The 23,850-nt window shown below is 66.1% G+C and carries 4 protein-coding genes; all 4 read right to left on the bottom strand.

Annotated elements, in window-relative coordinates; translation table 11 throughout:
• Positions 1 to 52: 52 nt before the first annotated feature.
• The 4 genes from J3A98_RS20065 to J3A98_RS20050 all read right to left on the bottom strand — a co-directional run bounded on the left by J3A98_RS20065 (position 53) and on the right by J3A98_RS20050 (position 23,834).
• Positions 53 to 1,237, bottom strand: coding sequence for an HlyD family type I secretion periplasmic adaptor subunit (locus tag J3A98_RS20065; RefSeq protein WP_209967968.1), 1,185 nt, complete (start codon positions 1,235 to 1,237; stop codon positions 53 to 55).
• A complete protein-coding gene (locus tag J3A98_RS20060; protein WP_209967966.1) occupies positions 1,234 to 3,402 on the bottom strand; it encodes a type I secretion system permease/ATPase in 2,169 nt (722 codons plus the stop codon). The genes J3A98_RS20065 and J3A98_RS20060 overlap by 4 nt, the downstream gene beginning before the upstream one ends.
• Entirely contained in the window at positions 3,399 to 4,835 is a 1,437-nt protein-coding gene (locus tag J3A98_RS20055; RefSeq protein ID WP_209967963.1) for a TolC family outer membrane protein, read from the bottom strand. Before J3A98_RS20055 ends, J3A98_RS20060 begins: the two co-directional genes overlap by 4 nt.
• Positions 4,836 to 4,898: 63 nt before the next feature.
• On the bottom strand, positions 4,899 to 23,834 hold the full coding sequence (locus J3A98_RS20050) for a BapA/Bap/LapF family large adhesin (protein ID WP_209967961.1): 18,936 nt from the start codon (positions 23,832 to 23,834) through the stop codon (positions 4,899 to 4,901).
• Between the last annotated feature and the right edge of the window lie 16 nt (positions 23,835 to 23,850).

Genomic DNA, 23,850 nt, shown 5'->3' with positions numbered 1-23,850 from the left:
CCCTGTGGGAGCGGGTATGCCCACACACAAGTGATGTGTGTAAACGCCTGGATCAGCGTTCGCGCAGGGCTTCCTTGGCCCGGTTCAGCGGCTTGATCAGGTAATCGAGGATGGTTTTCTCGCCCGTTCGGATATCCACCGTGGCAATCATCCCTGGCACGATCGCAAAGCGCTTGCCGGCCTTGTTCTGCAAGCTGTCCTGTTCGGTGCGGATGAACACGCGGTAGTAGTAGATTTCCGGTTTGACCTCGTCCTGCAGGGTATCCGGCGAGATGCCCACCACCTTGCCGTCCAGCCCGCCGTACACCGAGTAGTCATAGGCACTGATCTTGACCTTGGCCGCCTGCTCGGGGTGAATGAAGGCGATGTCCCGTGGCGCGATGCGGGTTTCGATCAGCAGGCGTTCGTCCATCGGCACGATCTTCATCACCTGGCCACCGGGCTGCACCACGCCACCCAGGGTGTTGACCTCGATGTCCTTCACAATGCCGCGCACCGGCGAACGCAAGGTCAGGCGGGTAAGTGAGTCGCTGCGCCCGCGGATCACTTCCGACAGGGCGTCCGCTTCGGCGCTGGCCTTGGCCAGTTCTTCCCGGGCGCGCACCAGGTAGTCCGAGCGCGCCTCGTTGGCCTTGAGTTCCAGCTCGGAACGCTGGCGGTTCAGGCGGATCACTTCGACCCGGCTGGAGGCACCCATCTTCGCCAGGCTCTCGGTGATCTTCAGCTCGCTGCGCACCAGCTGCAACGAGTCCTGAATACCCGCCAGGGTCTGTTCCAGGCCGCGGCGGCGGGTCTGGTACAGCGCGGTTTCGGCATCGATCAGGTCAGGAGAGTCGCGCAGGCTCGCCGGAAAGGTCAGTGGCTTGCCGGTCACCTCTGCCTGCAGGCGGGCCTGGCTGGCCCTGGCAGCGCGGTACTTGGCTTCGCTTTCACCAACGCTCGACGCCGTCTTGGTGGGGTCGAGCTGGGCCAGCACCTGGCCGCGCTCGACCAAGTCGCCTTCGGCCACGCTCATCTGCGCGACGATACCGCCCTCGAACGATTGGATTACCTGCTCTCGCGAACTGGGGATGACCTTGCCTGTGCCGGTGGACACCTCGGTCACCTCGAACCAGGCCGCCCAGGCCAGGAACGCCGCCAGCATCAACGCGCACAGGGTGATCAGGCGGCCGGCACGGAATACCGCCTGGTCGTCCTGCCCGTCCAGGTAGGAGGCTGGAAGTTCATGGTCGCTCATGCCTGGGCTCCTTGCAGTTTGGCCAGCGCGGCATCGCGCGTGTCATCGATGACAATACGCCCGGCGTCCAGCACCAGGATCCGATCGACCCGCTGCAGAACGCTCAGGCGATGGGTTGCGATCACCAGTGTACGGCCCTGACAGAAGCGCTCCAGGTTATCCAGCAGCTTGCGCTCGGTCATGTCGTCCAGTGACGCGGTCGGCTCGTCCAGCAGCAGCACCTGCGGCTGGCGTACCAGTAAGCGCGACAGCACCAAGGCTTGGCGCTGACCGCCAGACAAGCCCAGGCCTCCTTCGAGGATCAAGTGGTCCATGCCCTTGGGCAGGCGGCGGACGAAGTCCAGTGCGCCAGTGGCGGCCAGCGCGGCCACCAGTTCCTGGTCGCTGGCCTGGCCGGCGCCGAGGGTGAGGTTTTCCCGCAGGGTGCCGTGGAACAGCCTCGCGTACTGCGGCAGCAGGCCGACGTCACGGCGCAGGTCAGCCGGGTCGAGGTGGGCCATTGCGATGCCGTCCAGGCTGATCTCGCCCTGTACCAGGTCCATGGCCCCGCCCAGCGCCTGCAGCAAGGTTGATTTACCGGCGCCGTTGCGGCCCAGCACGGCAATGCGCTCGCCCGGCTGGATATCCAGCCGGCCAATGTTCAGCACTGGCGGGTACTCTTCGCTGTAGCGGAAGTTGGCCTGGCGCAGGCGGTACTCGCCGTGAATCGCCGGCAGGTGCACGCGGGCTTCGCCTTCGGGGTGGTCGACCGGCGACTGCATCAGCTTGTCCAGGCCTTGCAGCGCGACCTTGGCCTGCTGCCAGCGGGTCAGCACATGGGTCAGTTGGGCCAGCGGTGCCATCATTCGCGACGAAAGCATGGATGCCGCCACCAGGCTACCTGTCGTGAGGTCGCCGGCGATGACCATGGGGGCGCCGATCACGATTACCACGGCAAACACTGCACCTTGCACGTTCTGCGTCCAGGTCACCAGGCTGTTGGTGAGGGTGCGCAGGCGCAGGTTGGTGTGCGCGCAGGCCGCGTTGTACTGGTTCCACTGCCGTTCGAAGCGTGCCTCTGCCTGCAGTGCCTTGATTTCGTCCAGGCCCTGGATGCTTTCCACCAGCATGGCGTTGCGCAGCGCCGACTCACGCATCGAGGCGTTAGCCAACCGTGCCAGGCGCCGTTGTGCAAGCAACCCAGGCAACACCATGGCCAGCAGCGCGACCAGCGGGATGAACACCAGTACGCCGCCGATCAGCCAGAACACGAACAGGAACAGCAGGAAGAACGGTAGGTCGGCCAGCACCGTAGCGGTGCTGGACGTGATCAGGTCGCGGATCGATTCCAGCTCGCGCAATTGCGAGATGAACGAGCCGGTGGACTTCGGCCGCACCGAGTTGCGCAGGCGCAGGGCATGGCCGTACACCAGGTCGCTCACCCGCAGGTCGGCGCGCTTGCCGAGCAGGTCGGTCACCTTTAGCCGCAGCAGGCGCATGCTGAAGTCGAACACCAGTGCCAACACCACACCGCCAAACAGGACGTAGAGGGTGGGCAGGGATTCGGCCGGTATCACTCGGTCGTACACCTGCATCGAGAACAGCACGCCCGCCAGCGCCAGCACGTTGGCCACCAGTGACGCGACCATTACCTGCCCATAGGGACGCAGGTCACGCAGTACGATGCGGGCGAACCAGTGGCGGTCGTAAGGCGCGGTGTAGTCGTCGGTGCGCACATCGCGCAGTGGCCGGGCCGGGCGCAGCAGGGCAACGCGGTTGATGCGGCCCTTCAGGGTGTCGCGGGGCAGGCGCGAAGTCAGGCCCTGGTCACCGGCAAACACTACCGCCAGGTCATCCTCTTCGGTCACCGACTCGACCACCGCCAACTGCCCGTCGTCCAGCTCCAGCACCAGCGGCGTGCGCCATTGCCGCAGGCCCTTGGCATCGAAGTGCACGAAGCGCAGTGCCAGCCCCGCCTGACGTGCCATGTGGCGGAGGATTTCATTCAACGGGCGGGCATCCTCCACAGCGGCCAGGCGAATACGCTGGGGTGATACGTCCAGGCGGTAGTGGTGCGCCACCTGCAATATCACCTCAAGCCAGGGGCCAAGGTCTGGCCGGTGCGCGGCGGCCTGCTCCGGCGCGGGCGCCTGGTTGGGCAGGGTCACATCGATCGAATCACTCATGGCTGGATCTCCACACCTTGCAGGTTGCGCCCCTCAAGGCCAAAGGCCGTGCGCAGGGCACCGGTGTTGTACAGGCAGTCGACATCCAGGCGCAGCAGGTCGGAGCGGGTGCCGGCAAGTTCGAAGCGTGACTGGTAGATCTCCTGCTCGGCGTTGAGCAGGTCGAGCAGTGGCCGTGTGCCCAGGTCCAGGTACTGACGCCCGTAGAGCATGCGTGCCTCCTGAATGCTGGCCTGGCGTGCTTCCAGCGAGGTCAGCCGGCGGCCCAGCCCGGAGGTTTGCGCCATGGCCTCGGCCAGGCCCCGACGCGCCTGCAGGCGTGCGGCGTCCTCGGCGGAGTCGGCGGCGGTCAGCGCGTGGCTGGCCGCGCGGGTACGGGCGCTGATGGAGCCCCCTTGGTAGATGGGGACTTCGACGTTCAGGTAGATGCCCGCCTGGGTGCGGTCCAGCCGTGCGTTATCGCGGTTGTAGTCGTCGTCCAGGTAATGATTGACCTGCGGTTGCAGCGACAGGGTGGGGTAGGCCTCCGCTTTGGCCTGGGCCAGCTCGGCCTGGCCCTGTGCGCGCTGGGCCAAGGCCATCAGCACGGCGGGCAGGCGGTCATCACCCTGTGCAGGGCGCTTGCAGGCCTGGTTCAGCTCGGCGGGTGAGCCCTCGGCCAGTGCCGGAGGGGTAACGCGGCCCATCAGCGCCGCCAGGGTCGAGCGCCAGCGCTCGTACTGTGACTGGTACTCCTCCAGGGTGGCACGGGCGCTTTCCACGCGGGACTCGGCCTGCACCACGTCGGAACGGGTGCTGGCGCCCATGTCGCTACGCTGACGGGCCATGCCGGCAATGTCGCCCACGCCGCGAATCTGGTCGCGGGCAATCGTCATCAGTTGCTCGTAGCGGCGGGTTTCGATCCAGGCATAGGCTGTGTCGCGGGCCAGATCGTCGACCACCAGCAGGATATTGGCCTGGGCGCGGGCGGCAGCAGCCTGGGCCGCACTGACGGCGCTGTCGACCTTGCCGAAATCATAGAGCATTTGCTTGAGCGACAGGTTCAGGGCCTGGCTATTGCGGTCGCCGCCATAACCGGTGTCATAACCGGTGCGGATACCGCCGGAAATCTGTGGGTAGTACCCCGCACGGGCGACGTTGATGCCTTCGCCCTGCTTGTAAAGGTTGCCGATGGCCTCAGCGATGCTCGGGTGCCATTGCGCTGCCTGCAGCACCGCGTCGGTAAGGCTCAGCCGTTCGCCACTGGCGACCGGGGCCATGCCGGTGGGGGGGCGGGCGGGCACCGCTTCGGGCGCATCGCGTAATAGAGATGGCCCGATCTGGCGCAGGTGGGGGTCTATATCATCGGCTGCCTGGGCAACCGGGTGGAAGTTCAGGGCCAGGAACCCGAAGGCTCCCAGCAACAGCGGTGACAGCGGACTGCTTCGCTTCACATAGTTCCCTTACTGCTGGTCATCCATGCCGCCGGGCATTCACCCGGCGGGTTTGCAGCGGCCTCAAACCACATGGATACCGTTTTGTACCCACAGGTGATGGCTTGGATCCTCCTGGGCCGTGTATTGGTTATAGTCGATGCCGTCGGCAGTTTGGTTCCCGACCAGCGTCCAGTTGTCCGTCATGTGAACCGAGTCTTTGTCGTCCCCCTTGATGATCAGTGTGTCGGTACCGGTTTCGGTGATTGCCACGACGTCCCCCAGGTTGAGGGTGAGCGCCACCGAACTGGTGTCGTTGAGGTCGAGGATTTCGATGTCGTGCACGCGCCCGGCCAGGTTGCCCAAGTCGATACTGGCATCACCGCCGCCCCACAGCAGGGTGTCGGTACCTGTGCCACCATCGACGCTGGCGAAGTTCTGGTCGACTACCAACAGCGTGTCGTCACCCGCCCCTCCCTGCAGGGTGATGTGGCCACCCTGGCTGCCATCGAGCTGGTCGTTGCCGTCGGTGCCGGCGATCACGTCGGTGGCCGCTGCCAGGCTGGCGAGTGCCACTGATTCGTCGCCGGTATCGGCCAGCAGCGATGTGGTCGTGGTGAGGCCGGCAGCATCGTCCACGTTGATGGTCAGGGTTGCGGTGTCGGTGGTGCCGTTCGGGTGGCTTAGCTCGTAGGTGAAGGTGTCTTGCTGGCCGACCACCGCCGAGGTGAGCCCCGCGTTGAGGGTGTAGGTGTAGCTGCCGTCGGCATGCACCAGCAACGTGCCGTAGGTGCCGGCCACGCTCACCCCGTTGTAGCCTGGGATGGTGTAGGTGTTGGCCGCTGTCAGCACGCTCAGCACGGTCAAGGCCGAACCGATGTTGTCGTCAGTCAGCAGGTTGCCGGTGGCTGCTGTCGCGCCACTGACCACGAACTCGGTCAGGTACGTTGTGGTGGTGTTCAGGCTGGTGGTGATGGAGCTGAGCAAGCCAATGCCGCCGGCGGTGACACGGACTTGGTAGGCACCGGCGCCCTGGTTCTCGAAGGTATACCCGGCGCCACCCCCCAGCACGCTGATCAGCGAACCACCCGGTACCGACTGCACCAGAACGTACTGGCCAGTGGCCGGGTTGAGCTTGAGTAGCTCGATGGTGGTGCCGTTGAGCAGGCTCAACAGGTTGGCGGAGTTGACCACCACCTGCAGGTCGGCCGTGGTGTCGGCGGCAACCGTGGTGGTGTAGGTGGCCTGACGGGTACCGATCAATGGCAGGTTCAGCGAGCCCAGCGTACTGCTGCTGGTGTCCACGCGGTTGTCCAGGGTGACCTGGCTGCTACCAACGTCGTTGACTGCGTCGACCACCGTGGCCGGTGCTCCGTAGTTGGTGTCGCTCCAGATTTCCGTGGCTTGCGGGCTGTCGATGCGCACGTACAGGTTGGCGGTATCGGACAGGCCGTTCGGGTGCACCAGCTGGTAGCTGAACACATCCACCTTGCCCACACTGTTCGGGCTGCCGTTGGGCGTGTAGGTGTAGCTGCCGTCCGCACTGATCACCAGGGTGCCGTACTGGCCCTGAACCGTCGTGGCGGTCCCGGCCGAGACGTAGCTGCCGTCTTTTAGTACTTGCAGCACGGCGGCGCTGTCCGGGCCACTGGCATCCACCGCGCCATCGGTACCCACGTCGGTAATGACGTTGCCGGAGGTAGCAATGCCGCTGCCGGTGAATTGGGTCAGGCTGGTGGAGACGATGTCCAGCGTGGTGCTCACTTCGGTGACCAGGCCGATGCCGCCACTGCCCACGGTCAGTCGGTAATCACCGGCTTGCAGCACGCCGATGTCCACCTGCAAGCCGATCGGCAGCACGATCAGGTCAAGCAGGCCCTGAGTGTTGCCGGTGGCGATGGTCACCCAAGCGCCGTTGGCGTCCTTCACCTGCAGGGTGAAGCTGGTGTTGTTGAGCAGTGCCAGCACGCTGTTGGTGGTCAGTGTGAGGGTAGGGTCGGCCGTGCTGCCTGCTGCCACCGTCCAGGTGTAGGTCTTGGAGAAGCCCGACAGCAGCGTGGTGAAGCTGTCGGTGTAGGTCTCCGTGGCGCTGACCGCTTCCAGGTTGACCGTGGCCGTGGCCAGGTTGTCACTGGCGATGACCGGTGCGTTGGCATCCACATCCGGTGCCGTGACGTTGACGTTGCCCGACACGTTGCCGCGCGGGTCGCTGAGGGTCACAGACAGGATCTGGCCGTTGTCCTGAGGCGGGCTCAGGGTCACGGTGAAGGTGCCGTCCGCCTGCACCGTTGCGGTTTGCAGCACGGTACCGCCGGCGCTGCGTACGGTTACGGTGGCACCCACTTCGCCCGTACCGGTGAGGGTACTGCCATCGGCACTGAACAGCAGGTTGCCGGCAGCCGCAGGCGGGGTCAGGTCCGGTGCGGTCAGCGCAGTGCCTGTGGACACGTTACCGGTGCTGTCGGTGAGGGTGACGCTGAGCGCCTGGTTGTCGATCTGCGCCGCGGCCAGGCTGACCACGAACAGGCCGTTGCTGCCCACCGTTGCGGTACCCAGTACGGTACCGGTGCTGTTGCGCACGGTGACCGTGCTGCCGATCTGGCCAGAACCACTGACCGAGGTGCCGTTGGCGTTGATGGTGGCCAGCGGGGCAGCTGGCGGGGTGGTGTCCGGCGCAGTCAGGCTGGTGCTGGCGGACAAGTTGCCGGCAGCATCGGCCTGGCGTACCACCAGCAGTTGCCCGTCGTTCTGTGGCGAGGTCAGGGTAATGCTGAAGGTGCCGTTGGCCTGTACCACTCCGGTACCGACCTGGCCGTTCGGGCCCTGGACGGTAACGGTAGCGCCCGCTTCACCGCTACCGGTAAGCACGGTGCCCGCGCCATCGATGGCGATGTTGGTAGGGGCAGCAGGTGGCTGCAGGTCTGCGGCGGTGTAGCTTGTGCTGCCGGACGCATTGCCTGCAGCGTCAGCCTGGCTCACGCCCAGAACCTGGCCGTTGAGCTGCGCGGCGTTCAGGTTGACGGTGAACACGCCACCGCCATTCACCACAGCCGTGCCGAGCACATTGTCGCTGGCATCACGCACTGTCACCGTGGCACCGGCTTCACCCGTGCCGCTCAGCACCAGGCCATTGACAGAGAGGCTGGTCACCACCGGGTTGGCCGGTGGCGTAATGTCAGCTGCTTGCAGGAAGGTCGGCTGCGATTCGCCGCCGACCAGTGCCACCGCTGTCACCGAAATGTGCTCGCCGTTGAGCTGGGCTGCGTCCAGCGTCAGGGTGAAGGAGCCGCCCAGGGTTGCGCTGCCTGTACCGATCAGGTTGCCTGCGGCATCGTACACGCGAATGCCCACACCGCTTGGTGCACTGCCTGTCAGGGTCAGGCCGTCGCTGCCCAAGGTCACGTCGGTTGGCGGCACGGGTGGTGCGATCAAGGGTGTGACGTAGGTCGCGACCGCAGACGTATTGATACCGTCGGACTGTGTCACTTCCAGGGTGGCGAGCGAGCCCGCCGCCGGCACCAGCGTTATCTGGAAGTTGCCAGCGGCATCCACCACGCCGGTGCCGATCACGCTTCCGTCGAGGCTGACGGTGACCGTGGCATTGGCTTCGCCTTTGCCGGTCAGCACGTTGAAGGTGTTGTTGATCGCCAGGTTGGTCACCAGGTCGGGTGGCGAGGTGTCGTTGGTCTGGTAAGGGACCGCCACCGAAGCGTTGCCGGCATCATCCGTGGACACCACCGTCAGCAACTGGCCATTGTTCTGTGCCGGGCTGATCGGCACAGTGAACTGGCCGTTCTCATCCACTTCCACCGTGCCCACGATGTTGTTGTCCGGGCCCCATACCGTGATGGTGGTGCCGGCTTCGGCCGTACCCGTCATCGATGTACCGGCTGCGTTGAGCAGCAGGTCGGTCGGCTGCACTGGTGGGGTCAGGTCTGGCGCAGTCACTGCCAGTGGTACCGACGGGTTGCCAGTGGCGTCCTGGGCGACGATGGTCAGCGTTTCGCCGTTGATTTGCGGGAGGTTCAGGTCAAGGACGAAGGTGCCGTCCGGTTCCACCGTTACCTGGCCCAGCAGGTCGCCGTTGTTGTTGACCACGGTGACGCGGGTGCCGGCTTCGGCGGTACCGGTCATCTGGGTACCGCTGTCGTTGATGACGGCGATCACGGTGGCAGGTGGTGTGGTGTCCGCCGCCGTGACCGAACTGATTGGCGAGATGTTCTCGGCTGCGTCGGTCAGGGTTACCTGCAGCACCTGGCCATTGAGCTGCGCTGCATCCAGCTCGACGATGAAGGTCCCGTCGGCGCCCACTGTGCCGGTACCGACCTGCGTGGTGCCGACGTACACGCGCACGGTGGCGCCCACTTCGCCGATACCGCCCAGCTCGTCACCTGCCGCATTGAGCTGCAGCTCTGTTGCAGCAGCTGGCGGCGTAAGGTCCGGCGCCTGTACGTTGACCGGCAGGCTGACGTTGCCGGGTGGGTCGGCCTGCAGCACCGACAGTGTCTGGTTGTTGATTTGTGCAGGTGACAGCTCGACGCTGAAACTGCCATCAGCAAGCACGATACCCGTGCCCAGTACGGTACCGGCTGCATTACTGACGATTACTGTGGCGCCGGCCTCGCCCAGGCCGCTGACCACACTGCCGTCGGCGTTGATCACCACCAGGGTGAGCGGGTCGGGTGGAGTGAAGTCCGGGGTTTGCAGAGTTGCCACTGCCGACACGTTGCCGGCCGCATCGGTCTGGGTGAAGCTGAGCAGCTCGGCGTTGCCCAGCGCCGGGTTCAGCGTGATGGTGAAGTGGCCACTGGCATCGACGGTGGCGCTGCCGATTTCCTCGCCTGCCGGGTTGGTCACGGTCACCAGCGCGCCTACTTCGCCGCGGCCGGTGAGGGTGACACCATCACCGGAAACGGCCAGTTCGCCTGGTGCCGTTGGCGGTGTGGTATCGGGTGCGGTGATGGCGCTGGCGGCAGACTGGTTGCCAGCCGCATCGGTCAGCACCACTTGCACCTGTTGGCCGTTGGCCTGCGGCGATGCGAGGTTGACCTGGAAGGTGCCGTCGGCGCGCACCGTTGCACTGCCCAGCACCGAACCATCAGCGGCGAGCACACGCACGGCGGCACCTGCTTCGCCGGTACCGTTCAGCAAGCTGCCACCCCCGGCGAAGGCCAGGTTGCCGGCAGCATCCGGCGCGACGCGGTCAGGGGCTGTCAGGCTGACGCTGTTGGACTCGTTGCCGGCCACATCGGACTGGCTGGCGCTGAGCTGTTCGCCGTTGACTTGAGCGGCGCTCAGGTCGACGTTGAAGTCGCCATTGGCATCGACCACGGCAGTGCCCAGGTCGATACCGCCTTCGCCAAGCACGGTAACGGTGGCACCTGCTTCACCGCGGCCACTGAGTATCAGGCCGTCGTTGGACAACACCAGGTTGGTCAGTGGCTGCGGTGCCGTGGTGTCCGGTGCCTGTAGGGTAGCGGGCAGCGATACGGTGCCATCGGTGCCCGTTGCGCTGACCTGCAGCACTTCGCCATTGGCCTGTGCACTGCCCAGATTGACAGTGAACGTGCCATCGTTACCGACCGGGCTGCTGCCGAGCAATACGCCGTTGGGGCCGTAGACCTTGACTGTATTGCCCGCCTCAGCGGTGCCGGTCACTGACAAGCCGTCGGCGGCCAATATCAGGTTGTCCGGCGTGGCCGGTGCCAGCACCCCTGGCGCAGTCACGCTTTGTGCCGGGGAGACGTTCTGTGCGGCATCGACCTGGACCACGCTCAGGCTTTCACCCGTGATCGCTGTCGGCGACAGGGACACGCTGAAGTGACCGTCAGCCGCCACTGTAACGTTGCCTAGCACGGTACCGTCTGGTGCCCGTACGGTCACAGTTGCGCCTGCTTCGCCATCGCCGGTGAGGGTGGCGCCATTGGCGGACACCGCCAGGTTGGTCACGGCAGCCGGCGGCGTGGTGTCGGCTGCGGTGTAAGGTGCGGCCGGCGACACGTTGCCGGCTGCGTCGGTGGCGGTTACCTGCAGCGTCTGGCCATTGGTCTGGGCACTGTTCAGGGTGACCTGGAAGGTGCCGTTGCTGCCCGCTACCGCTGTGCCCAGCACATTGCCGCTGGCATCGCGTACGGTCACGGTGCTGTTGGCTTCGGCGTTACCGGTCAGTTGCAGCCCGGTACCCGACAGGGCGAGTGCTGTCGGTGCCGTAGGCGGGGTGAAGTCCGGTGCGGTGACCGCCACGGCGGTGGAGGTGTTGTTGCCCGCGTCGGTCTGCGTAACGCTCAGGAGCTGGGCGTTGAGCTGGGCGCTGTTCAGGGTGAGGGTAAAGCTGCCATTGGCCGCTACCAGGCCGGTGCCGATGATGGTCCCGTCCGGGCCGTGAACGGTGACCGTGGCACCGGCTTCGCCCAGGCCGGTCAGGGTCAGGCCGTTGCTGTTCAGCACCACGTTGGTCAAAGGCGCGGGTGGGGTCAGGTCTGGGGTTGTCACATTGATCGCAGGCGAGGTGTTGCTGGCGGCATCCACTTGCGTCACGCCGATGACCTGGCCGTTTGCTTGTGGCGTGTCGAAGGTCACCGTGAAGCGACCGTCTGCGCCCACCGTGGCTGTGCCGAGCAAGGCGCCGGCGGCATTGCGTACCTGTACCGTGGCGCCCGCTTCACCGCTGCCGGAAAGCTGGCGGCCGTCCTGGCTCAACACCGGGTTACTGATGGCCGCCGGCGGTGTGTGGTCTGGCGTGGCCAGGCTGGCCGGGCCTGACACATTGCCCGCGGCATCGCTGAGGGTGACCTGTAGCGGGCTACCGGTGACCTGCGCGCTGGGCAGGGTGATCTGGAACTGGCCGCTCTGGTTGACGGTGCCAGTGGCGAGGATGGCGCCGCTGGCATCGCGCACGGTGACGCTGGCACCGGCCTCGCCCTGGCCGCTGAGCACGGTGGCTGCGCTGTTGAGGCTGAGGTTGCTGGCCGCCAGTGGTGCCTGCAGGTCAGGCGCTTGCAGGGTGGCCGCGAGCGAAACGTTACCTGCAGCATCAGCCTGGGTCACGATCAGGTTCTGCCCATTGGCCACGGCCGGCGAGAAGCTGACGCTGAACAGGCCATTGCTGTCCACGGTTGCAGTCCCCAGCAAGGTGCCTTGTGCGTCTGTCACGCGCACGGTTGCGCCCACTTCGCCTTGGCCGGTCAGCGTACTGCCGGTGGCGTTGAGGTTTACCTGCGTCGGCGCGTCAGGTGCCGTGGTGTCATTGGCCACGATAATGGCCGGCACCGAAGGTTGGCCATCGGCGGTAGCCTTGGCACTGACCTGCAAGGTCTGGGCGTTGAGCTGGGCGTCCTGGAAGAACACTCGGAAAGTGCCGTCGCTGCCGACCGTAGCGCTGCCCAGGGTGGCGCCCCCGGAGGTCACGGTAATCAGCGAGCCGACCGTACCTTGACCGGTCAGCAAAAAGCCGTCGGCGCTGATGGCAAGGGCCGAAGGCGTGGCCACTTCGGCACCTGTCGGGCCAGTCAGTGGTATTTCAGGCGATTCGTTGCCGGCAGGATCGATCACCACCACATCGACGGTTTCGCCTGATGCCAGGGGTGGGTCGACCGGTATCACGAAGGTGCCGTCCGGCCCTGCAGTTACAGTGCCGCGCACGGTGTCATCCGGGTTGCGGATTTCCACTGTGCTGCCAGGTTCGGCTGTGCCGCCGACCGAGCTGCCGTCCGGGCTTACGGTAAGGCCGGTGGCGGGCTCCGGGTTGGTTGTGTCCGGCGCAGTCACAGAGACCGGTGCCGAATCGTTGCCGGCTGCGTCCGTCACCACCACGGTCACGGTCTGGCCGTTGTTCTGCGGGGTATCCAACGGCACGCTGAAGCTGCCATCCGGGTTGACCGCAACGGTAATTACGTTGCCGGCCTCATCGCTCACAGTCACCGAACTGGCGCCCGGTGCGTTACCGGTCACAGCGGTGCCATCGCCGTTGACTGCAACGTCGGTGGGCAGTGCCGGTGGCGTGATGTCTGGCGCAATGATCTGGCTGGGCTGCGAAATGTTGCCGGCCGCATCGGTCAGCGTCACATCCAGGGGCTGGCCGTCCAGCTGTGCGGGCGACAGTGGGACCGTGAAGCTACCGCCAGCGGGCACGACGGTGGTGCCGACCAACGTGCCGTCGGCAAGCTTCACTTCCACCGTGGAGCCAGCTTCACCTGTACCTTGGATGGCGTTGCCGCCCGAGGTGATCGTGAGGTCGGCAGGCGCAGCTGGCGCAGTGCTGTCGTCAGCGGTGAAAGTGGCCGACGGCGAGGCATTGCCACCGCCATCGATCAGCACCACCGACAGCACTTCACCGTTGGTCTGTGCGGGGGAGAGTGCCACTTCGAACGTGCCGTCTGCATTCACCGGGAGGGTGCCTAGCAGGTCGCCCGCAGCGTTGCGTACCTCTACGGTGCTGCCTGCCTCGCCCTGCCCGCTGAGCAGTGTGCCGGTAGGGTCAAGGCCCAGACCTTGCGCCGGCAGCGGTGCCTCGAGGTCAGGTGCGGTCACGGTGCCAGCGGGCGAGCCGTTGCCGCTATTGTCCGCCTGAGTGACAGACAGCGTCTGGCCATTGAGCTGTGGCGGGTCGATTGCCACCTGGAAGGTGCCATCGGGCTGGACCGTTGCGGTGCCCAGTACTGCGCCGCCAGTGCCGGTCACGGTCACCTGCGCACCCGGCTCGCCGCTGCCGCTCAGGCTGCTGCCGTCGCCAGCCAGGACCAAATCGGTGGGGCTATCGGGTGCCTGGGTATCCGGTGCCAACAGGTCGACCGCCGCCGACAGGTTGCCGGCCGCGTCGCGTTGCTCCACGGTCAGAGCCTGGCCGTTGGTCTGCGGCGTGTCGAGGGTAATTTCGAAAGCGCCGCCAGCGCCGACCACTGTGCTGCCCAGCACGCTGCCGTCCGGTCCGCGCACGGTGACAGTAGCACCTGGTTCGCCGTTGCCGGTGATCGTGGTGCCGGTGCCGTCGATGGCCGGGCTGGTGACCACTTGCGGTGGGGTAGAGTCGGGTGCAGTGAAGTCCACTGGCCCTGCGCTGTTGCCCAGGTTATCGGTAGCTTCCACGGTCAGGCTTTCGCCATTGCGTTGTGGCGCGTTGAGGGTGACGTCGAATCGGCCGTCACCGCCCACGGTGGCAGTGCCCAGCACGTTGCCTTCGGCGTCACGCACGGTGACGATGGAGCCGCTTTGACCTTGGCCTGTGAGGTGAATGCCAGCGGTATCGATGGCCAGCCCGAAGGGTTGCAGCGGGCCGTCGGTATCGGGCGCCACGATGGTGGCGGTCGAGGTGTTGCCAGCCGGGTCGCGCAATACCACGTCCAGTTCCTGGCCGTCGGTCTGCGGTGGGTTCAGGACCACGCTGATCACACCGTCGGCACCGACCTGGGCGTTGCCCAGCACAGTACCGTCGGCGCTGATGACTTGCACGGTGGTGCCCGGTTCACCGCGACCGGTGAGCAGGTCGCCCTCGGCGTTCAGTTGCAGTTCGCTGGCTTCATTGGGCGGGGTGATATCGGGGGCGGTGATCTGGGTAGGCAGCGAACTGTTGCCAGCGCCGTCAATCGCCACGACATCCAGTGCCTCGCCGTTGGCCTGTGCGGGGGTCAGGCCGATGGTGAAGCTGCCATCCGGGCCGGCCTGGACGCTGCCCAGGACATTGCCCTGCGCGTCACGCACTTGCACCTGCGTATCTGCCGGTGCGGTACCGGAAACGCTGGAGCCGTCGCCGGCCACCACCACGCCGCTCGGGCTTTCGGGCAGCGGTGTATCGGCAACGGTCACACTGACCGCTGCCGAGGTATTGCCGGCGGCATCAGTCTGCACCAGCACGAGGTTCTCTCCGGCGGCCAGCGGTGCCTCCAGATCGACCACGAAGGTGCCGTTTGGCGCCACGGTGCCGGTACCGATGACTGCACCTTGGGCATCACGCACTTCCACCGTGGCACCGGGCTCGCCACGGCCCGAGACGGCCAGGCTGCCATCGCCTGCCACCACGTCGGCGACGATCGCTGGCGCGGTAATGTCCGGGGCCACGTAGCTCAGCGGCACCGAAGTGTTGCCTGCTGCATCAATCACCGTGATGGACAAGGTTTCGCCATTGGCCTGTGGCGGGTCGAGGGTCAGGCTGAAGCTGCCATCCGGCTCGGCAATGGCGCTACCGATCAGGTTGCCCGAGGCATCTTCAACCTCCACTCGGGCGCCTGCTTCTGCAGTGCCGACCAGGCTGTCGCCATTGCTCAGTACCAGGTCGGTTGGTTGCAGCGGTGCCACCAGGTCCGGCGCTGTCAGCGGGGTAGGTGTAGAGACGTTGCCGGCGGCGTCGGTCAGGGTCACTTGCAGGGACGAGCCATCCACCACCGGGGTGGGCAGTTGTACATTGAAGCTGCCATCGGGCTGAACGGTGCCGCTCACCAGCACCTGCCCCTGATCGTTGCGCACCTCCACGGTGGCGCCCGCTTCGCCGCGCCCGGAGACTGTGCGGCCATCGTTACTGATGGCCAGCTCGGTAGCGGGCTCCGGCGGTGTGGTGTCGCCGCCGTTGTCCACGATCGGTGCGGTGACGCTACCGGCCGTGGAGGCGTTGCCTGCGGCATCGGTGGCCGTCACCTGCAACTGCTCGCCTGCCACTTGTGGCGGAGTGAGGTCGATGCTGAAAGCGCCGCTGGCCCCCACCACGACACTGCCCAACACCGTGGTGCCGTCGGCGGCCAGCACACGGACGGTGCTGCCTGATTCGGCGCGGCCACTGACGACGCTACCATCGCCACTGATTGCGAGATCGCTGGGTGCCACAGGCGGGGTGATGTCTGGTGCGGCGACCTGCACCGGCAACGACGAGGTGCCGTTGTTGTCGATCGCCACCACGTCCAGCAACTCGCCATTGGCCTGGGCTGGTGTGAGCACCACGGTGAAGGTGCCTTCAGCCCCCACCACGATGCTACCGACCAGCGTGCCGTTGGCATCATGCACTTCCACACGGCTGCCTGCCGGAGCAGAGCCGCTGATGCTGCTGCCATCGGCGGCCACGACCAGTTCGCTCGGGCTGGTAGGCGTGACCACCAGTGGCACGTCGTAGGTCAGCGCTTCAGAGGCGTTGCCGCTCGGGTCGGTCTGTACCAGGCTCAGGCGTTCACCCGGCAGCGCAGCTGGATCGAGGTCGATCAGGAAAGTCCCGTTCGCGGTCACTGTGCCGGTACCGATCAGCGTGCCATTGGCATCGCGCGCCTCGACAGTTGCACCGGCTTCGCCGCGACCGCCCAGGGTCAGGCCGTCGGCGCCGACCACAATGTTGCTGACCACGGCAGGTGCGGTGATGTCCGGGGCATCGAACTGTAGGGGTGAAGAGACATTGCCGGCGGTATCGACCAGACGGATATCGAGGATTTCGCCATTGGCCTGGGCTGGCGACAGGGTAATGCTGAAGCTGCCGGTTTCATTGACCAGACCAGTGCCGAGCAAGTTGCCCGAGGCATCGAAGGCCTGCACTGTCGTGCCAGGCTCGCCGTTGCCGCTCAGGGTCACGCCGTCGGCCAAGGCCAGGCCGGTCGGCTGGGCCGGGGCCTGCAAGTCCGGGGTAGCCACCGACGCCGGTGCAGAAGCATTGCCGCTGGCATCAGTCAGCACCACTTGCAGGTTGCTGCCATCTTTCACCGGTGGGTCGAGGGTGATCTGGAAGGTACCGTCCGGGTTGACCGAGCCGCTGGCCAGTACATTGCCCTGGGCATCGCGCACCTGCACGCTGGCACCGGCTTCGCCGCGACCATTGAGCTGGGCGCCGGCCAGGTCGACTACCAGGTTGGTCGCGGCATCCGGTGGGGTGATGTCGCCACCGTCGATGTCCGGCGCGGTGATGTCGCCAGCCGTGGAGGTGTTGCCTGCCGCATCGGTGGCGGTGACTTGCAGCACCTCGCCGTCTACCTGTGGCGGGTCGAGGGGGATGCTGAAACTGCCAGTGGCGTCGACCACCACACTACCCAGCACGGTGGTGCCATCGGCGGCCATCACACGCACGGTGCTGCCCACTTCAGCGCGGCCGGTGACCACGCTGCCGTCGGCATTGATCACCAGTTCGCTCGGGGTGACCGGCGGGGTGATGTCCGGTGCGGTGACCTGCACGGGTAGCGATGTAGCGCCGCTGCCGTCGATGGCCACCACGTCCAGCAATTCGCCGTTGGCCTGGGCCGGGTTGAGGATGACGGTGAAGGTGCCATCGACACCTGCCACGACACTGCCGACCAGTGTGCCGTTGGCATCGTGTACTTCCACGCGGCTGCCTGCCGGGGCTGTACCGGTGATGCTGACGCCGTTCTCAGCAACTACCAGGTCGCTTGGGCTGGCGGGCGCAGTGGTTACCGGAACTTCATATTGCAGGGCCTCGGAGGCGTTGCCGCTCGCATCGGTTTGCACCAGGCTCAACTGAGCGCCCGGCTGGGCAGCCGGGTCCAGGTCGACCTCGAAGGTGCCGTTGGCGCCGACGGTGCCGGTACCGATGACAGTGCCGTTGGCATCACGTACTTGTACGGTAGCACCCGCTTCGCCCCGGCCACTGAGCACCAGGCCATCGGCGCCGACCACGATGTTGCTGACAGTAGCTGGCGGCGTGATGTCCGGTGCAGTGAACGCCAGCGGCGTCGAACTATTGCCGGCGGTGTCCACCACGCGAATGTCCAGTGCTTCACCATTGGCCTGGGCGGGGAACAGCGTGACGCTGAAGGTGCCGTCTTCGTTGACCAGGCCTGTGCCGATCAGGCTGCCGATGGCATTGCGCACCTGTACGGTGGCACCGGGCTCGCCGCGGCCGGTGAAGGTCACACCATCAACCAAGGCCAGCTCGGTTGGCTGCGCCGGGGACTGCAAGTCTGGCGCGGCGACTGAACCGGGTTGCGAGACATTGCCGGCAGCGTCGGTCAGGGTCACTTGCAGGGTACTGCCATCGGTGATGGCCGGGTTCAAGGTGATGGCGAAGGTGCCATCTGGGTTGACCGTGCCCGTGGCAACCACGGTGCCTGCGCCATCGCGCACCTGAAGGCTGGAACCGGCTTCACCGCGACCGGTCAGCTGGCTACCGGCAGTGTTGACCACCAGGTTGGTCGGGGCCTCCGGAGGCGTTGTGTCGCCGCCATCGATGTCCGGAGCAGTAAGGCTGCCGGCGGTGGAGGCGTTGCCTGCTGCATCGGTGGCGGTGACTTGCAGCACCTCGCCGTCTACCTGTGGCGGGTCGAGGGTGATGCTGAAGCTGCCGGTAGCGCCCACTGCCACGCTACCCAGCACAGTGGTGCCGTCGGCGGCCAGCACGCGTACGGTGCTGCCCGGTTCGGCACGGCCGGTGACCACGCTGCCGTCGGTATTGATCACCAATTCGGTCGGTGCGGCAGGGGCGGTGATGTCGGGGGCGGTGATCTGGGTGGGCAGTGAGGAAACGCCGCCATCATCGATGGCGACCACGTCCAGCAGTTCGCCGTTGGCCTGGGCCGGGTCGAGGGTTACGGTGAAGCTGCCGTCGGGGCCAGCCACCACACTGCCAATCAGCGTGCCGTTGGGGTCATGCACTTCCACGCGGCTGCCGGCCGGCGTGTTACCGGTCAGGGTAGTGCCATCAGCATCGATGACCAGATTGCTCGGGCTGTCGGGCGCGGTGGTCAGTGGGACGTCGTACTCAGTAGCCACGGAAGCATTGCCGCTTGGGTCGGTTTGCACCAGGCTCAACTGCTCGCCCGGCTGCGCGGCCGGATCCAGATCGATCAGGAAGGTGCCATTGGCTCCCACAACACCCGTGCCGATCACGGCGTCATTGGCATTGCGCACTTCGACGGTGGCGCCGGGTTCGCCGCGACCGCTCAGGGCCAGGCCATCAGCGCCGACGGCAATATTGGTTACTGCCTCAGGCGGAGTGATGTCCGGCGAATCGAATTGCAATGGAGCAGAGCTGTTACCGGCGGCATCCACCAGACGTACATCGAGTGCTTCACCATTGGCCTGAGCAGGCGACAGGGTGAGGCTGAACAGGCCGTCGGCCCCGGCGACACCGGTGCCAATCAGGTTACCGCCGGCATCGCGCACCTGCACGGTAGCACCAGGCTCACCGCGACCGGTGAAGGTGACGCCATCGGCCAGGGCCAGGTCAGTCGGTTGTGCGGGCGGCAGCAGGTCTGCCGAGGTGACCGAGCCTGGTTGCGATACGTTGCCGGCGGCGTCGGTGAGGGTGACTTGCAAAGTACTGCCGTCGTTCACGGCAGGGTCCAGGGTGACGGTGAAGGTGCCATCCTCGGCGACAGTGCCAGTCGCGAGGATGTCGCCGGCCGCGTCACGCACCTGCACGGTGGTGCCCACTTCGCCTCGACCACTGAGTTGGCTGCCGGCAAGGCCGATCACCAGATTGGTCGGGGTCTCCGGTGGCGTTGTGTCGCCGCCGTCGATGTCCGGCGCGGTAAGGTTGCCGGCGGTGGAGGCGTTGCCTGCCACATCGGTGGCGGTGACTTGCAGCACCTCGCCGTCTACCTGTGGCGGGTCAAGGGTGATGCTGAAGCTGCCGGTAGCGCCCACTGCCACGCTACCCAGCACAGTGGTGCCGTCGGCGGCCAGCACGCGTACGGTGCTGCCCGGTTCGGCACGGCCGGTGACCACGCTGCCGTCGGTATTGATCACCAATTCGGTCGGTGCGGCAGGGGCGGTGATGTCGGGGGCGGTGATCTGGGTGGGCAGTGAGGAAACGCCGCCATCATCGATGGCGACCACGTCCAGCAGTTCGCCGTTGGCTTGTGCGGGATTCAGTTCGATGCTGAAGCTGCCATCGGCGTTGGCAATGGCACTGCCAATCAACGTGCCGTTGGCATCATGCACCTGCACACGGCTGCCGGCTGGCGCGGTACCGGTGAGGGTGATGCCATCAGCATCGATGGCCAGATTGCTTGGGCTGTCGGGCGCGGAGGTCAGTGGGACGTCGTACTCGGTAGCCACGGACGCATTGCCGCTTGGGTCGGTCTGCACCAGGCTCAATTGCTCGCCCGGCTGTGCGGTCGGGGTGAGGTCGATCAGGAAGGTGCCATTGGCACCCACGACACCCGTGCCGATCACGGTGCCATTGGCATCGCGTACTTCGACGGTGGCGCCGGGCTCGCCGCGACCGCTCAGGGCCGTGCCACCTGGGCCGACCAGGATGTCGGTGACCGCATCGGGCGATGTGATATCCGGGGCTGTGAACTCCAGCGGTATCGAACTGTTGCCGGCGGCATCCACCAGACGCACGTCGAGTGCTTCACCATTGGCCTGGGCCGGCGACAGGGTGAGGCTGAACAGGCCGTCGGCTCCGACGACACCAGTACCGATGACAGCACCGCCGACATCGCGCACCTGCACGGTAGCGCCGGGCTCGCCGCGACCGGTGAAGGTGACGCCATCGGCCAGGGCCAGGTCAGTCGGTTGTGCGGGCGGCAGCAGGTCGACCGAGGTGACCGAGCCCGGTTGCGATACGTTGCCGGCGGCATCGGTGAGGGTGACCTGCAAGGTGCTGCCGTCGTTCACGGCAGGGTCCAGGGTGACGGTGAAAGTGCCATCTGCAGCGACGGTGCCGGTTGCGAGGATGTTGTCGGCTGCGTCACGCACCTGCACGGCAGTGCCGGCTTCGCCTCGGCCATTGAGTTGGCTGCCGGCAAGGCCGATCACCAGATTGGTCGGGGCTTCAGGCGGGGTGGTATCGCCGCCATCGATGTCCGGGGCGGTGACCGAGCTGGCTACGGAGGCATTACCAGCGGCATCGGTCGCGGTGGCCTGCAGGACTTCACCATCAATCTGCGGTGGGGTGAGGTTGATGCTGAACGCCCCGGTCGGGCCGACCACGGTAGCGCCCAGTTCGGTGCCATCGGCAGCCAGGATACGCACGGTGCTGCCCGGTTCGGCACGGCCGGTGATAACGCTGCCGTCTGCGCTCACAGCCAGTTCGGTCGGTGCGGCAGGGGCGGTGATGTCGGGGGCGGAGATCTGGGTGGGCAGCGAGGAAACGCCGCCGTCATCGATGGCGACCACGTCCAGCAGTTCGCCGTTGGCCTGGGCCGGCTCGAGGGGTACGGTGAAGCTGCCGTCGGGGCCAGCCACCACAGTGCCAATCAGCGTGCCGTTGGCGTCATGCACTTCCACACGGGTGCCAGCCGGCGCGGTACCGGTGAGTGTGGTGCCATCAGCATCAATGGCCAGATTGCTTGGGCTGTCGGGCGCGGTGGTCAGTGGTACGTCGTACTCGGTAGCCACGGAAGCGTTGCCGCTTGGGTCGGTCTGCACCAGGCTCAACTGCTCGCCCGGCTGCGCGGCCGGATCCAGATCGATCAGGAAGGTGCCATTGGCTCCCACAACACCCGTGCCGATCACGGTGCCATTGGCATCGCGAACTTCGACGGTGGCGCCGGGCTCGCCGCGACCGCTCAGGGCCAGGCCATCAGTGCCCACCGTAATGTTGCTCACCGCCTCAGGCGGGGTGATGTCCGGCGCATCGAATTGCAGTGGTACCGAGGCGTTGCCGGCGGCATCCACCACGCGAATGTCCAGAGCTTCACCATTGGCCTGGGCGGGGAACAGCGTGACGCTGAAGGTGCCGTCTTCGTTGACCAAGTCAGTGCCAATCAGGTTGCCGGCAGCATCGCGCACCTGCACGGTAGCACCAGGCTCACCGCGACCGGTGAAGGTGACGCCATCGGCCAGTGCCAGGTCGGTCGGTTGTGCGGGCGGCAGCAGGTCTGCCGAGGTGACCGAGCCCGGTTGCGATACGTTGCCGGCGGCGTCGGTGAGGGTGACCTGCAAGGTGCTGCCGTCGTTCACGGCAGGGTCCAGGGTGACGGTGAAAGTGCCATCCGCGTCGACGGTGCCAGTCGCGAGGATGTTGCCGGCCGCGTCACGCACCTGCACGGTGGTGCCCACTTCGCCTCGACCACTGAGTTGGCTGCCGGCAAGGCCGATCACCAGATTGGTCGCGGTCTCCGGTGGCGTTGTGTCGCCGCCGTCGATGTCCGGCGCGGTAAGGTTGCCGGCGGTGGAGGCGTTGCCTGCCACATCGGTGGCGGTGACTTGCAGCACCTCGCCGTCTACCTGTGGCGGGTCGAGGGTGATGCTGAAGCTGCCGGTAGCGCCCACTGCCACGCTACCCAGCACAGTGGTGCCGTCGGCGGCCAGCACGCGTACGGTGCTGCCCGGTTCGGCGCGGCCGGTGACCACGCTGCCGTCGGCATTGATCACCAACTCGGTCGGTGCGGCAGGGGCGGTGATGTCGGGGGCGGTGATCTGGGTGGGCAGTGAGGAAACGCCGCCGTCATCGATGGCGACCACGTCCAGCAGTTCGCCGTTGGCTTGTGCGGGATTCAGTTCGATGCTGAAGCTGCCATCGGCGTTGGCAATGGCACTGCCAATCAACGTGCCGTTGGCATCATGCACCTGCACACGGCTGCCGGCTGGCGCGGTACCGGTGAGGGTGATGCCATCAGCATCGATGGCCAGATTGCTTGGGCTGTCGGGCGCGGAGGTCAGTGGGACGTCGTACTCGGTAGCCACGGACGCATTGCCGCTTGGGTCGGCCTGTACCAGACTCAACTGCTCGCCCGGCTGCACCGCCGGATCCAGATCAATCAGGAAGGTGCCATTGGCTCCCACAACACCTGTGCCGATCACGGTGCCATTGGCGTCGCGCACTTCGACAGTGGCGCCGGGTTCGCCGCGACCGCTCAGGGCCAGGCCGTCAGCGTCGACGGCAATGCTGCTCACCGCATCGGGCGGGGTAATGTCCGGCGCATCGAATTGCAGTGGGGTAGAGCTGTTACCGGCGGCATCCACCAGACGCACGTCGAGTGCTTCACCATTGGCCTGGGCCGGCGACAGGGTGAGGCTGAACAGGCCGTCGGCCCCGACGACACCAGTACCGATGACAGCACCGCCGGCATCGCGTATCTGCACGGTAGCGCCGGGCTCACCGCGACCGGTGAAGGTGACGCCATCGGCCAGGGCCAGGTTGGTCGGTTGTTCAGGGGCTGTAGTATCAGGGGTGTCGACGTCCGGTGCCGTGATGCTGGCAACTGGCGAGCTATTGCCAGCCGCGTCTGCGGCGCTGATCTCCAGGGCCTGGCCGTCGATTTGTGGCGGTTGCAGAGTGATGCTGAACTGGCCGTCGACACCGGCCACAGCAGTGCCCAGCAATACGCCACCTGCGCCTCGTACGGAAACCGTCGAGCCGGGCTCGGCACGACCGGTGAGCGTGGTGCCCTGTTCATTGATAGCCAGGTCGGTCGGCGCCAGTGGTGCCGTTGCGTCCGGCGCAGTGACAGTGCCAGGCGCCGAGACATTGCCGGCGGCGTCGGTCAGGGTGACATCAAGGTTTTCGCTGTTGATCTGCGGCGCACTCAACGTCACGTCGAAGTTGCCGTCGGCACCCACTGTGCCGCTGCCGATCAGGTTGCCGGCGGCGTCGCGGATGTTCACCGTGGTGCCTGCTTCGCCACGGCCGGTCAGACGCAGGCCATCCGGTGAAACCAGCAGGTCGATCGGCGTGGCCGGTGCGCTGGTGTCGGGGTCGGAACCGCCGCTGCTGCCCCCGCCTCCATTGTCCGCCGCTGCTGCCGCGCCGCCCACGCCGAGCAGGCTGAGCCCGGCAATCGCCCAAGTTGGCATGGCGCTGCCTGCAGTACCGATGCCCGCAACCAGTTCGTCCAGCGAGGCCACTTCTTCGAAGGTGAAACCGGTGAACGCTGCCGCATCGTACTGGGCATGCCACAGGGTGCCGTCTTCGCCGACGAAGACCATATCGCTGCCGACGCCGGCCTGGTCCACGGCGAAGAAGTTACCGATGGTGACTTTTTCACCCGACTTCAGGGTGACGATCAGGTCCTGCCCGCGTTGGGTAACGGTGGCCACTTTGTCGGGAGATACCGGTATCTGAACGACGCTTGGTGCTTTGAGATTGATATTGCCCCAGGCGCTCTGAGTGGCGACTTCGGATTGCTTATCGGCGACGACGATGTTGTCCATGGATGCTCCCTGCTGA

Origin of the sequence: Pseudomonas sp. BP6 (assembly GCF_017875935.1) — a bacterium.
Taxonomy (GTDB): Bacteria; Pseudomonadota; Gammaproteobacteria; order Pseudomonadales; family Pseudomonadaceae; genus Aquipseudomonas; species Aquipseudomonas putida_Y.
Note: the sequence above shows the minus strand (reverse complement) of the source record. Positions and strands in the feature narration are given on the sequence as shown.

What these genes read in the sequence shown, in the direction of transcription:
- J3A98_RS20065 (WP_209967968.1), bottom strand. Translation starts at nt 1,237, where the DNA reads ATGAGCGACCATGAACTTCCAGCCTCCTACCTGGACGGGCAGGACGAC.
- J3A98_RS20060 (WP_209967966.1), bottom strand. Translation starts at nt 3,402, where the DNA reads ATGAGTGATTCGATCGATGTGACCCTGCCCAACCAGGCGCCCGCGCCG.
- J3A98_RS20050 (WP_209967961.1), bottom strand. Translation starts at nt 23,834, where the DNA reads ATGGACAACATCGTCGTCGCCGATAAGCAATCCGAAGTCGCCACTCAG.